This window comes from Rosenbergiella australiborealis (assembly GCF_018494035.1).
Taxonomy (GTDB): Bacteria; Pseudomonadota; Gammaproteobacteria; order Enterobacterales; family Enterobacteriaceae; genus Rosenbergiella; species Rosenbergiella australiborealis.
The window spans coordinates 509613-522680 of the sequence record NZ_JABBFO010000001.1; the positions used below are offsets into that span (position 1 = coordinate 509613).

Sequence of the window (13068 nt, forward strand, 5' to 3'; positions counted from 1 at the left end):
TTACTTAGTTGACGAGAACCGCAGGTAGGGTTTCATCTTTACGAAGCGTTAAAATCTCACAGCCCGTGTCTGTGACCACAATAGTATGCTCATACTGTGCAGACAAGCTCCGATCTTTAGTTTTTACCGTCCAGCCATCTTTCATGCTACGAATACGATAATCACCCGCATTGACCATAGGTTCAATAGTGAATGTCATACCAGTCTGTAACACCACACCTTGGTCATCAGCATCGTAGTGCAGAACTTGAGGTTCTTCATGAAACCCTTTACCAATCCCGTGGCCACAGTATTCGCGGACAACGGAAAAGTTATGGCCTTCAACAAATTTTTGAATTTCTTTGCCCAGTGTCCGTAAACGAATACCAGGTTTAACAAGGCGCAGTGCAAGGTAGAGACTTTCTTGCGTAATTTTACAGAGACGTTCGCCCAAAATCGTTGGTTTACCGACGATAAACATCATTGAGGTATCGCCGTGATATTCATCTTTAATCACGGTTACGTCGATATTGACGATATCCCCATCTTTAAGCAGGCGTTCATCGCTAGGGATACCGTGGCAGACAACCTCATTGATGGAAATACAGACAGATTTAGGGAATCCATGATAGCCAAGGCAAGCGGAAATGGCCTGTTGTTGTTCTGTAATATAAGTATGGCAAATACGATCTAATTCGCCTGTTGAGACGCCAGGTTTGACGTAAGGGGCGATCATCTCAAGTACTTCTGCAGCAAGCCGTCCGGCTACACGCATTTTTTCGATTTCTTCAGGTGTTTTAATTGAAATAGCCATAAGTAGGGTTTCCATAGTGGCCAGAATTAATATCGCTGGCAATTACGTCATAATATATCGGCCATGTTAACAGGACGCTCCTACGCTGCCAATACGCCAACCGGAAAGCAGGAGGATGCCAGCTAAAAGTGAACAAAATATAGCACTGACGCTCGTTTTATGGTATAAAGCGCGCCGATGATTCTTTAACTGTCGCCTTGATAGTTAAAGACTCGCAAACACTCATTTTGTGAAAGGTGATTTTCACTTTTTTTGTGGAAGTCAAACCAAAACACACATGTACCGACACATACCCCGGGGTGCCTGCAAAGGTCGGTGGTATGGGGTACATGGAGGCTCAACCCCAACTCAAATTTTAGAGGTTATAATGGCAACTGTTTCAATGCGCGACATGCTGAAGGCTGGTGTTCACTTTGGTCACCAAACTCGTTACTGGAATCCAAAAATGAAACCTTTCATTTTTGGTGCTCGTAATAAAGTTCATATCATCAACCTTGAGCAAACTGTACCAATGTTCAACGACGCTCTGGCTGAGTTGCACAAGATTTCTTCTCGTAAAGGGAAAATTCTGATGGTTGGTACTAAGCGCGCAGCAAGCGAAGCTGTTAAAGAAGCAGCACTAAGCTGTGACCAGTACTTCGTTAACCATCGCTGGTTAGGTGGTATGCTGACTAACTGGAAAACTGTTCGTCAGTCAATCAAACGCCTGAAAGATCTTGAATCACAATCACAAGACGGTACTTTCGAGAAGTTAACTAAGAAAGAAGCGTTAATGCGTGGTCGTGAGCTGGCTAAACTGGAAAACAGCTTAGGCGGTATCAAAGACATGGGCGGCCTGCCTGATGCACTATTCGTTATCGATGCTGATCACGAGCACATCGCAATCAAAGAAGCAAACAACTTAGGTATTCCAGTATTTGCTATCGTTGATACCAACTCTGATCCAGATGGTGTTGATTATATCATCCCTGGTAACGACGATGCGATCCGTGCTGTGACCCTGTATCTGACCGCTGTGGCGACTACTGTTCGTGAAGCGCGTTCACAAGATCTGGCTGCACAAGCAGAAGCTGCATCTTTAGAAAACGCCTGATAATCTTTACTCGTAAGAGTACTGGCATCAGATGTAATCTGTCAGGGGCCAGCAATGGCCCCTTCGTATATTTAATGTATTGAACGGTTTCTCTGACACGTTTGATACATAATCACTCCTACGAAAATGATGCTATTGACCACCCAATGTGGGGATAAATAGATCACAATTAACCGAGGAAAATAGAATGGCTGAAATTACCGCTGCTCTGGTAAAAGAACTGCGTGAGCGTACTGGCGCAGGCATGATGGATTGTAAAAAAGCGCTGACTGAAGCGAGTGGCGACATCGAGCTTGCAATCGAAAATATGCGTAAGTCTGGTGCGATCAAAGCGGCTAAAAAAGCCGGTAACGTAGCAGCTGACGGCGTGATCAAAACTAAAATTGCTGGCGATTTCGCTGTCATTTTAGAAGTTAACTGCCAAACTGACTTCGTTGCTAAAGATGCGGGTTTCCAAGCATTCGCTGATAAAGTATTAGAAGCTGCGGCGGCAGACAAAGTGACTGATGTTGAAGTCCTGAAAGCGCAATTTGAAGAAGAGCGCGTTGCACTAGTTGCAAAAATCGGTGAGAACATCAACATTCGTCGTGTTGCAGTACTAGAAGGTGACGTGTTAGGTAGCTACCTGCATGGCGCACGTATCGGTGTTGTTGTTGCTGCGAAGGGTGCGGACGAAGAGCTGGTTAAGCAAATTGCTATGCACATTGCTGCAAGTAAGCCAGAATTCGTTAAACCTGAAGATGTATCTGCAGAAGTTGTAGAGAAAGAGTACCAAGTACAACTCGACATCGCGATGCAATCTGGTAAGCCGAAAGAAATCGCAGAAAAAATGGTTAAAGGCCGTATGGAGAAGTTCACCGGTGAAGTATCACTGACTGGACAAAGCTTCGTTATGGATCCAAGCAAAACCGTTGGTCAACTGCTGAAAGAAAAAGGCGCTGACGTTACTGGCTTTATCCGCTTTGAAGTGGGTGAAGGTATCGAGAAAGTTGAGACTGATTTTGCTGCTGAAGTTGCGGCAATGTCCAAGCAGTCTTAATGCTAAAAGGAACCGCCCGTTAGGCGGTTCTTTTTTACCTTAAGTGATACTCTCTGATTTTTTCTTATTCTGTATTTACTTGTGAAAAATATGGAATAATCAACCCGAAAAATACTCCTATTATTCAGCCAATTTCCGGGAATAAATTATTATGGCGACGAACGCAAAACCTGTATATCAACGTATTCTTCTTAAACTGAGTGGTGAAGCGCTTCAGGGAACTGAGGGTTTCGGTATTGATGCGAGCATTCTAGATCGCATGGCTCAGGAAGTTAAAGAGTTAGTGGAGCTTGGTATCCAGGTCGGTGTCGTTATTGGTGGCGGCAATTTATTCCGTGGTGCAGGCTTAGCAAAAGCAGGCATGAATCGCGTTGTCGGTGACCACATGGGGATGTTAGCAACCGTGATGAATGGTTTGGCAATGCGTGATGCACTACATCGTGCCTACGTCAATGCACGTTTAATGTCAGCAATACCGTTAAATGGCGTCTGTGACAATTATAGTTGGGCTGAAGCAATTAGCTTATTACGCCAAAATAAAGTGGTTATCTTTTCAGCAGGAACCGGGAATCCTTTTTTTACAACTGATTCAGCAGCTTGTTTACGCGGTATCGAGATTGAAGCTGATGTCGTGCTAAAAGCAACGAAGGTTGATGGCGTCTATTCTGCAGACCCTGTCCAATGCCCGGATGCAGTGTTATATGATAAGCTCAACTACCAAGACGTGTTAGAACGTGAATTGAAAGTTATGGATCTTGCGGCATTTACCTTAGCTCGTGACCATAATTTACCTATTCGTGTATTTAATATGAATAAGCCCGGTGCACTACGCCGTGTAGTAATGGGTGAAAATGAAGGTACATTGATCTCACAATAATTCCTGTGCCCGACAAAATAAGGTATATTCTGGTGTATAGCGTTTCGGGGCTGTCGGCCAGAGTGACAGGTAAAGTGAATTACTCCGAGAATTATCGGAGCGCATTAACTAATCCAAGGGTTTCAAAGTGATTAACGATATTAAAAAAGATGCTGAAGTACGTATGGATAAATGTGTTGAAGCATTTAAAACTGCGATCAGCAAAATTCGTACTGGACGAGCGTCACCATCACTGCTTGATGGGATTATCGTAGAATACTACGGTACGCCGACGCCATTGCGCCAACTAGCCAGTGTAACCGTTGAGGATTCTCGTACTCTGAAGATCAACGTTTTTGATCGCTCAATGGGTCCGGCTGTTGAAAAAGCAATCATGGCTTCAGATTTAGGACTTAACCCGAGTTCTGCTGGCGCGGATATTCGTGTACCTTTACCAGCACTGACTGAAGAGCGTCGTAAAGATTTGATCAAAATCGTTCGTGCTGAAGCTGAACAAGGTCGTGTCTCTGTTCGTAATGTCCGCCGTGATGCGAATGATAAAGTCAAAGCGTTATTAAAAGATAAAGAAATCAGCGAAGACGATGACCGTCGTTCACAGGATGATGTTCAAAAGCTTACCGATATCAGTATCAAAAAAGTGGATGCTGCATTAGCGGATAAAGAGAAAGAACTGCTCGATTTCTAATATTTTATTTTGTTTTATAACGCCGTAATGAAGGCTCAGTCACTGGGCCGTCTTACGGCGTTTTGTTTATGTTTTCAGTAATTATGCAATTCTCACCTGACAAAGAGAATGGAAAAGTAATGCAACGACTAACGATACTGGGTTCAACAGGCTCAATTGGCACGAATACACTGGACGTAGTGAGAAAAAATCCAGAACTTTACGAAGTTAGTGCGCTGGTAGGCGGAAAAAATGTTGCTTTGATGGCTGAGCAATGTGCTGAATTTCGTCCAAGTTCAGTGGCGATGGCTGATGAAGCCGCAGCTAGTGAACTGCGTGAACGGTTAACGGCATTGAAACTAAATATTGATGTTTCCTCTGGAATACAAGCTGCATGTGATCTTGCCGAATTACCAGACGTCCATCAAGTTATGTCGGCGATTGTCGGTGCTTCAGGATTACTTCCCACTCTTTCTGCAATAAAAGCGAGTAAACGTGTGTTGCTCGCCAATAAAGAGTCTTTGGTGACCTGCGGTCAATTATTTATGGATGCAGTTGAGCGTCACAATGCCTGCTTGGTACCGGTTGATAGTGAGCATAATGCTATTTTCCAAAGTCTACCTGAGGCACTACAGCATCAACTCGGTTATGGCGACCTTAACGAACACGGCGTTGACTCAATTATTCTGACCGGTTCTGGAGGACCTTTTAGAGAGGTCCCCGTTCATGAGCTCGCCAGTAAAACCCCCGATCAAGCCTGCGCTCATCCAAATTGGACCATGGGAAGAAAAATTTCTGTCGACTCAGCTACCATGATGAACAAAGGGTTGGAATATATCGAAGCAAGATGGCTATTTAATGCTCGACGTTCACAGATGGAAGTAATACTTCATCCCCAATCAGTCATTCATTCGATGGTGCGTTACCGAGATGGCAGCGTGATTGCACAACTGGGAACACCCGATATGAAAACCCCGATTGCGCATTCCCTTGCTTGGCCTCATCGTATACCGACTGGGGGTAAAACATTAGATTTTACAAAATTAGCACCGCTATCTTTTGAACAACCTGACTTTCAGCGTTATCCCTGTTTGGCACTGGCTATTGCAGCATGCGATAAAGGACAGTCGTTCACTACCGCGTTGAATGCAGCCAACGAAGTGGCCGTCGCGGCTTTCTTAGAAGGTAGGATTTTATTTACTGATATCGCTCGCGTTAACACCGATGTTTTGGATCGGATTAGCATGATTGAACCCCGCTGTATCGATGATGTCTTAGACATCGATGCAAAGAGTCGATCGTTAGCCGCTGAGCAGATTGCACGATTATCTTAACACGGCTGGAAGGGTAACAGATTTGTCGGCCTATCAGTAAAATGGTATAGTCGCTCGCCATCTTTTTCTGATTCGAGTTTTTGCCTAGATAAGTTGTTTTCGGCAAACAGGGAAGGGTTGGGAATAAATTGATGCGTTTTGATAAGAGAGTATAGCCCTATATGTTTTCACAAGGCGGAAATGAAGCGACATGGCTGCCCCCGATTTTACCTCAACACGTTGCCATTATTATGGACGGGAATGGTCGTTGGGCAGAAAGCCGTGGAAAGTTAAGGATGACGGGCCATAAAGCTGGGGCTAAAGCGGTCAGAAAAGCAGTGCGTTTTGCAGCAAATCAGCATATAAAAGCGCTGACTCTTTATGCTTTCAGTAGTGAAAACTGGCGTCGTCCACTGCAAGAAGTGACGGCTTTGATGGAGCTTTTTATCTGGGCGTTAGAAAGTGAAGTCAAATCTTTGCATAAGAATAATGTTCGTTTACGAGTTATCGGTGATATTTCGGGCTTTGATCAAAAAATTCAAAGTCGTATCGCGAAAGCAGAACAGTTAACGGCCGGTAATGATGGATTAACCTTAAATATAGCGGCTAACTATGGCGGACGATGGGATGTCGTTCACGGCGTAAAACAGTTAGCAGAACAAGTTAAAAAGGGAGTACTACAACCAGAAGATATTACGGAAGATAGGTTGCACTCACACCTTTGCCTCGCGGATTTACCCCCTGTAGATTTAGTCATTCGGACCGGTGGTGAATACCGAATTAGTAATTTTTTAATATGGCAAGTGGCTTATGCTGAGTTATATTTTAGCCCGGTACTTTGGCCGGATTTTGATGAACAAGAATTTCAAGGTGCGTTGGATGCATTCTCTCAACGAGAACGCCGTTTTGGCGGTGTTGTGTCCAATGAAACCTAAAACCCGGGGGTTTTTTTGTTAAAGTCTCGACTGTTAACGGCACTTATTCTGATACCACTCGTCATTGCTGCGCTGTTTTTTTTGCCGGCTAATGGATTCATCCTGATTGTACTAGCAATCACCATGCTCGCAGCGTGGGAGTGGGGGCAGTTTGCAGGGCTAACAACGCCTTTATCACGTATTTTACTCGCGCTGGTGTTTGGTTTATTACTGGCCGGTATGGTGTTTATGCTTCCCCCCTATCAGCGAGATGTTCATCAACCTTATGTTGCGCTCTCTCTATGGATTTCACTGAGTTGGTGGTGTGTCGCCCTTTTGATGGTCCTTGTTTACCCCAAATCAAAGGCTTTATGGCAACACTCGCGTGTTTTACCTATGATTTTCGGCGCATTGACACTCGTTCCTTTCTTCTGGGGTATGCTCGTTCTACGCCAATATCATTATGATTTTGACCGCTATGCTGGTGCGTGGTGGTTATTGTTTGTATTACTTCTGGTGTGGGGGGCTGACTCCGGTGCCTATCTCTTCGGTAAACTCTTTGGTCGTCATAAGCTCGCACCAAAAGTTTCTCCTGGTAAAACCCTTGAAGGTTGTTTAGGTGGTCTATTTACTTCAGCAGTTATTGCTTGGATATTTGCTCATTATGCGCCCCTCAATGTTGCGTCAACGAGCCTTATCTGTAGTGCGATTATTGCGACACTGGCCTCTGTGTTAGGGGATTTGACCGAAAGTATGTTTAAACGTGCCGCTGACATCAAAGATAGCGGTAATTTGATCCCAGGTCACGGCGGCATATTGGATAGAATTGATAGCTTAACGGCAGCCGTCCCTGTTTTTACGTGCATGTTGTTACTCATATTTCAGGTGAAATAAGGAGTTGACCTTTGGGAAGTTTTTTCTGGAGTCTTGCGGCTTTTATCGTTGCGATAGCAATATTGATCACCATCCATGAATTTGGTCATTTTTGGGTCGCACGGCGTTGTGGTGTATGGGTTGAGCGATTCTCGATTGGGTTTGGGCCAGCAATATGGCGGCGTAAAGATAAAAAAGGGACAGAGTTTGTCGTCGCGGTGATTCCTCTTGGCGGTTATGTCAAAATGTTGGACAGTCGCGTCGAAGCCGTTCCAGAAAGTCGCCATCACGAAGCTTTCAATTTTAAAACAGTGGGGCAACGTAGTGCCATTATTGCGGCAGGCCCTATAGCAAATTTCCTATTCGCCATTGTTGCTTATTGGTTAGTCTTTATGCATGGTGTTCCTGCGTTAAAGCCAATAATAGGTCAAGTTGTAAGCGGCTCGATTGCAGAGCAAGCGCAATTAATCCCGGGAATGGAACTTAATGCTGTAGACGGTATCGAAACGCCTGATTGGGATGCTGCCCGTTTAGCCTTGATATCAAAAATTGGTGATGCTTCAGCTGAACTTAAGTTCACATTACATGGTCAACAGGGACAGATTGAAAAAAAGGTTGATTTACAGCAATGGAAATTTGACCCTGAGAAGCAAGATCCGTTAATCAGTTTGGGCTTAGTTCCTGTTCAACCCAAAATTGAACAAGTCTTGGCAGAAGTACAAAAAAACTCTCCGGCAGATAAAGCCGGTTTGCAAGCCGGTGACAGGATCGTTAGAGTCAACGGCCAGCCTATTATTGATTGGGCCTCTTTTGCCAAAACGATTAGAGATAATCCACGTCAACCCATACCGTTAGAGGTAGAGCGTCGCGGCGGTGTTTTGGCTCTTACCTTAACTCCTGAGGTAAAACCAGGTTCCAGTCAAGAGGGGTTTGCAGGGGTAATACCTCGTGTTGAACCATTGCCTGATGCTTATAAGACAGAGCATCGCTATGGTCCATTTTCAGCCTTGACAGAAGCCACGACAAAATCTTGGCAACTGATAAAGCTGACTGTAACAATGCTGGGTAAGTTAGTCGTGGGTGATATTAAGCTGAATTCTCTTAGCGGGCCAATTTCAATTGCGCAGGGTGCAGGAGCTTCAGCAGGATATGGTATGATTTACTACTTAATGTTTTTGGCATTAATTAGTGTGAATCTTGGGATCATTAATCTTGTTCCCTTACCTGTGTTAGATGGTGGACACTTGCTTTTCTTATTGATGGAAAAAATCAAAGGTAAGCCTGTGTCAGAGCGAGTTCAGGAGTTCGGTTATCGTATTGGTTCTTTATTGCTAATACTGTTAATGGGTCTTGCACTTTTCAATGATTTCTCTCGCTTGTAGAGTATTGACTCTGCCTGTGGGGACTAGTTAGGAACACGCATAAAAACGATGGCGATGAAAAAATTGCTCATAGCGTCGCTGCTGTTCGGCAGCGCCACCGTGTACGGTGCAGACGATTTCGTAGTGAGAGACATTCATTTCGAAGGCCTGCAGCGAGTCGCTGTCGGCGCGGCCCTGCTCAGTATGCCGGTACGTGTTGGCGACACAGTCAACGATGATGATATTAGAAATAGTATTCGTTCTCTCTTTGCAACGGGTAACTTTGAAGATGTTCAGGTTCTACGTGACGGGAACAATCTAATTGTTCAAGTTAAAGAAAGACCGACCATTGCAAGTATTACCTTCTCAGGTAATAAAGCAGTCAAAGATGATCAACTTAAGCAGAACTTAGAAGCTTCTGGTGTGCGTGTAGGCGAAGCCCTCGATCGTACAACTATCTCTTCCATTGAGAAGGGGCTAGAGGACTTTTATTACAGTGTGGGTAAATACACTGCGAGCGTTAAGGCGATAGTCACACCACTGCCGCGAAATCGTGTTGATCTCAAATTCGTCTTCTCTGAAGGGGTTTCTGCCAAGATCCAACAGATTAATATCGTGGGTAATAAAGCTTTCAGTTCAGACGAACTGATTTCACGCTTTCAGTTACGTGATGAGGTACCGTGGTGGAACTTTATTGCCGATCAAAAGTACCAGAAGCAAAAACTGGCCGGTGACTTAGAGACATTACGTAGCTTCTACTTAGATCGTGGATATGTCCGGTTTAATATCGATTCGACACAAGTCAGCTTAACGCCAGACAAAAAAGGAATCTATATTACGATTAATATCAACGAAGGCAGCCAATACAAAATTGCTGGTGTTGATGTTAACGGCAATATGGCAGGTCACTCTGCTGAAATCGAAAAGCTGGCTAAGATTGCACCGGGTGAGCTTTATAACGGTACCAAAGTTACGCAAATTGAAAACAACATTAAGACGTTGTTAGGAAATTATGGGTATGCCTACCCGCGCGTGATGACTCAACCTGAAATCAATGACACAGATAAAACTGTCAAATTGCATATTAGTGTTGATTCAGGTAACCGCTTCTACGTTCGTAAAATTCGTTTTGAAGGTAACACAACGTCCAAGGATTCTGTTCTACGCCGTGAAATGCGTCAGATGGAAGGGGCTTGGCTTGGCAGCAGTTTAGTCGATCAGGGTAAAGATCGTTTAAATCGTACCGGTTATTTTGAAACAGTAGACGTTGATACACAGCGTGTACCAGGAACGACTGACCAAGTTGATGTCATTTACAAAGTGAAAGAGCGTAATACAGGTACCTTTAATATTGGTGTCGGTTACGGTACATCAAGTGGCGTTAGCTTCCAAGTTGGTGTAACTCAAGATAACTGGATGGGAACAGGTAATACGGTAGGAATTAGCGGTACAAAAAATGACTACCAAACGTATGCCGAACTTTCCATGACCGACCCATATTTTACCGTTGATGGGGTAAGTCTAGGCGGCCGTCTTTTCTATAATGACTTTAAAGCGGATAATGCGGATCTCTCCGATTATACCAACAGAAGTTATGGGCTAGACGGTACTCTTGGTTTCCCTATTAACGAAGATAACTCCTTACGTGTAGGTTTAGGCTATGTGCATAACGATTTATCGGATATGCAGCCTCAAGTTGCTATGTGGCGCTATTTCAATTCGGTAGGGAAAAATCTACCTAAGACTAATGATGGCAGTAGCTACTCTACCGATGACTTTACGCTCAATCTTGGTTGGACCTATAATACTCTGGACCGTGGCTTCTTCCCAACGTCAGGTAACCAAACAAACTTGAACGGTAAAGTGACTATCCCTGGCTCAGATAATGAGTTCTATAAAGTCACACTGGATAGTCAGCAATACATGCCTTTAGACAAGAACCATAGCTGGGTACTATTAGGGCGTGGCCGCTTAGGTTACGGGGATGGATTAAGCGGTAAAGAGATGCCGTTCTACGAAAACTTCTATGCGGGAGGCTCAAGCACCGTTCGTGGCTTCCAAACGAATACCATCGGTCCTAAGGCAGTTTATTATAACTACGGTTCAAGTTCTAACTGTGGCACTTCAACGAGCTCTGTTTGTAAGTCGAAGGATGCTGTTGGTGGTAATGCGATGGCGGTTGCGAGTCTAGAGTTGATTACGCCTACGCCATTTATTAGTGAAAAGTATGCAAATTCGCTAAGAACATCTGTATTTGTTGATGCGGGAACTATTTGGGATACAAACTGGGATGATACTGCACAGATGCGTGCATTAGGTATTCCTGATTACAGTAAACCTGGTAATATTCGCGTTTCTTCAGGTGTCGCTTTACAATGGATGTCTCCGCTTGGTCCACTAGTATTCTCTTATGCCTTGCCGATTAAGAAATACGAAGGCGATAAATCGGAACAGTTCCAATTTAATATCGGTAAAACGTGGTAATATCTCGTCGATAAATCAATTGCGATGACAGGGAATACTCCCTGTCATTTTGCATTAAATGGTGTTTAAGCACTCAAGGTAATGGAAAGGAGTATATAGTGAAAAAGTTGTTATGTGCTGCAGGTCTTGGATTGGCATTAGCTGCATCAGCTGCATCAGCTGCTGATAAAATTGCAGTCGTGAACGTCTCCAGTATTTTCCAACAGTTACCTCAACGTGCAACCGTTGCGAAGCAATTGGAAAATGAATTTAAAGGCCGTGCAACGGATCTTCAAGCACAAGAGCGTGCAATTCAAGCTCAAATGCAAAACTTGCAACGCAATGCTTCAACGATGAAAGCCAGCGAGCGCGCAAGTTTAGAGAAAGATATCATGGCTAAACGCCAAGATTTTGAAGCTAAAGCCCAAGCATTTGAACAAGATAATCGTAGTCGTCAGATGGAAGAACGTAATAAGATCCTAACAACCATCCAAGCTGCAGTGAAAAAAGTTGCTGTGAGTGAGGGTTACGACGTAGTTCTAGACGCTAATACCGTCGCGTACGCAGCTGATTCAAAAGATATTACTTCTGACGTATTAAAACAGGTTAAATAACCAATGGCATCTATAAGTCTGGCTGAACTAGCCCGCCAATTAGATGCAGTGGTGCATGGAGATGGCAATATTGCCATCTCCAGCATTGCTTCGATGCAATCTGCGGGAGCTGAGGATATTACCTTTCTTGCAAACAGTCGTTACCGCGAGCAACTCTCTCAGTGCAAAGCTGCAGCTGTGGTGCTGACGGAAGCTGATTTAGAATTTTGTAAAAGTGCAGCGCTAGTGGTAACCAATCCCTATCTCACTTACGCAAAATTAGCGCAAGTTCTTGATACAACTCCACAACCAGCAGAAAATATTGCCCCCTCTGCAGTCATTGCTAGCGATGCAACGCTGGGCGATGGTGTGTCTATTGGAGCTAATGCAGTGATCGAATCGGGCGTAGTGCTTGGCGATCATGTTGTGATTGGCCCGGGGTGCTTTATCGGTAAGAATACCGTTATCGGTTCGCACAGCCGTCTATGGGCAAACGTTTCAGTTTACCATGAAATTAAAATCGGTCGTCATTGCTTGATTCAGTCTGGTACGGTTATTGGTGCAGACGGGTTTGGCTATGCTAACGACCGTGGTAATTGGATTAAAATCCCCCAGCTGGGTACGGTCGTGATTGGTGATCGTGTTGAAATTGGTGCTTGTACTACAATTGATCGCGGGGCGCTGGACAATACGCAAATCGGTAATGGCGTGATTATCGATAATCAATGTCAGATTGCACATAATGTCATTATTGGCGACAATACTGCCGTTGCCGGTGGTGTTATCATGGCTGGTAGCTTAAAAATTGGCCGTTATTGCATGATTGGCGGTGCCAGTGTCATTAATGGCCATATGGAAATTTGTGACAAGGTTACAGTAACGGGAATGGGCATGGTGATGCGACCAATTAGCGAGCCGGGTATTTATTCTTCTGGCATCCCGTTGCAAACGAACAAGCAGTGGCGGAAAACGGTTGCTCTGGTCATGAATATCAATGAAATCAACAAACGTTTGAAAACGCTCGAACGTCAAGCTACTCCAAAAAGCGACACTTAAGAGCTCAAGGCCATTCCCACATCATCGTT

The 13068-nt window shown here is 44.3% G+C and carries 12 protein-coding genes; 11 read left to right on the forward strand and 1 reads right to left on the reverse strand.

What is annotated here, in order from left to right; all coding sequences use genetic code 11:
• Nucleotides 1-4 precede the first annotated feature (4 nt).
• Nucleotides 5-793, reverse strand: coding sequence for a type I methionyl aminopeptidase (gene map, locus HGT73_RS02385; RefSeq protein ID WP_214212044.1), 789 nt, complete (start codon nucleotides 791-793; stop codon nucleotides 5-7).
• A 367-nt stretch (nucleotides 794-1160) separates the two neighbouring features.
• On the opposite strand from map, the gene rpsB reads away from it, so the two are divergent.
• From rpsB to lpxD, 11 genes are all read left to right on the forward strand, one after another.
• On the forward strand, nucleotides 1161-1886 hold the full coding sequence (rpsB, locus tag HGT73_RS02390) for a 30S ribosomal protein S2 (RefSeq protein ID WP_214212045.1): 726 nt from the start codon (nucleotides 1161-1163) through the stop codon (nucleotides 1884-1886).
• A gap of 187 nt (nucleotides 1887-2073) precedes the next feature.
• The gene (gene tsf / locus HGT73_RS02395) at nucleotides 2074-2925 is read left to right on the forward strand and encodes a translation elongation factor Ts (RefSeq protein WP_214212046.1); all 852 of its coding nucleotides are present in this window, start codon (nucleotides 2074-2076) and stop codon (nucleotides 2923-2925) included.
• 151 nt (nucleotides 2926-3076) lie between these two features.
• Nucleotides 3077-3802, forward strand: coding sequence for a UMP kinase (gene pyrH, locus HGT73_RS02400; RefSeq protein WP_214212047.1), 726 nt, complete (start codon nucleotides 3077-3079; stop codon nucleotides 3800-3802).
• A 127-nt stretch (nucleotides 3803-3929) separates the two neighbouring features.
• On the forward strand, nucleotides 3930-4487 hold the full coding sequence (frr, locus tag HGT73_RS02405) for a ribosome recycling factor (protein WP_214212048.1): 558 nt from the start codon (nucleotides 3930-3932) through the stop codon (nucleotides 4485-4487).
• A gap of 119 nt (nucleotides 4488-4606) precedes the next feature.
• On the forward strand, nucleotides 4607-5800 hold the full coding sequence (gene ispC, locus HGT73_RS02410) for a 1-deoxy-D-xylulose-5-phosphate reductoisomerase (RefSeq protein WP_214212103.1): 1194 nt from the start codon (nucleotides 4607-4609) through the stop codon (nucleotides 5798-5800).
• A gap of 161 nt (nucleotides 5801-5961) precedes the next feature.
• A complete protein-coding gene (gene ispU / locus HGT73_RS02415) occupies nucleotides 5962-6714 on the forward strand; it encodes a (2E,6E)-farnesyl-diphosphate-specific ditrans,polycis-undecaprenyl-diphosphate synthase (protein ID WP_214212049.1) in 753 nt (250 codons plus the stop codon).
• A gap of 15 nt (nucleotides 6715-6729) precedes the next feature.
• Entirely contained in the window at nucleotides 6730-7587 is an 858-nt protein-coding gene (cdsA, locus tag HGT73_RS02420) for a phosphatidate cytidylyltransferase (RefSeq protein WP_214212050.1), read from the forward strand.
• 11 nt (nucleotides 7588-7598) lie between these two features.
• A complete protein-coding gene (rseP, locus tag HGT73_RS02425; RefSeq protein WP_214212051.1) occupies nucleotides 7599-8948 on the forward strand; it encodes a sigma E protease regulator RseP in 1350 nt (449 codons plus the stop codon).
• Between the two features lie 48 nt (nucleotides 8949-8996).
• Complete coding sequence (gene bamA, locus HGT73_RS02430) at nucleotides 8997-11411, forward strand: outer membrane protein assembly factor BamA (protein WP_214212052.1); 2415 nt, start codon at nucleotides 8997-8999, stop codon at nucleotides 11409-11411.
• Between the two features lie 98 nt (nucleotides 11412-11509).
• The gene (skp, locus tag HGT73_RS02435; RefSeq protein ID WP_214212053.1) at nucleotides 11510-12004 is read left to right on the forward strand and encodes a molecular chaperone Skp; all 495 of its coding nucleotides are present in this window, start codon (nucleotides 11510-11512) and stop codon (nucleotides 12002-12004) included.
• Between the two features lie 3 nt (nucleotides 12005-12007).
• Nucleotides 12008-13039 carry a UDP-3-O-(3-hydroxymyristoyl)glucosamine N-acyltransferase gene (lpxD, locus tag HGT73_RS02440; protein ID WP_214212054.1) on the forward strand — a complete coding sequence of 344 codons (1032 nt, stop codon included), beginning with the start codon at nucleotides 12008-12010 and terminating at the stop codon, nucleotides 13037-13039.
• The last annotated feature ends 29 nt before the right edge of the window (nucleotides 13040-13068 follow it).

What these genes read in the sequence shown, in the direction of transcription:
- map (WP_214212044.1), bottom strand. Translation starts at nt 793, where the DNA reads ATGGCTATTTCAATTAAAACACCTGAAGAAATCGAAAAAATGCGTGTA.
- rpsB (WP_214212045.1), top strand. Translation starts at nt 1,161, where the DNA reads ATGGCAACTGTTTCAATGCGCGACATGCTGAAGGCTGGTGTTCACTTT.
- tsf (WP_214212046.1), top strand. Translation starts at nt 2,074, where the DNA reads ATGGCTGAAATTACCGCTGCTCTGGTAAAAGAACTGCGTGAGCGTACT.
- pyrH (WP_214212047.1), top strand. Translation starts at nt 3,077, where the DNA reads ATGGCGACGAACGCAAAACCTGTATATCAACGTATTCTTCTTAAACTG.
- ispC (WP_214212103.1), top strand. Translation starts at nt 4,607, where the DNA reads ATGCAACGACTAACGATACTGGGTTCAACAGGCTCAATTGGCACGAAT.
- ispU (WP_214212049.1), top strand. Translation starts at nt 5,962, where the DNA reads ATGTTTTCACAAGGCGGAAATGAAGCGACATGGCTGCCCCCGATTTTA.
- bamA (WP_214212052.1), top strand. Translation starts at nt 8,997, where the DNA reads ATGGCGATGAAAAAATTGCTCATAGCGTCGCTGCTGTTCGGCAGCGCC.
- lpxD (WP_214212054.1), top strand. Translation starts at nt 12,008, where the DNA reads ATGGCATCTATAAGTCTGGCTGAACTAGCCCGCCAATTAGATGCAGTG.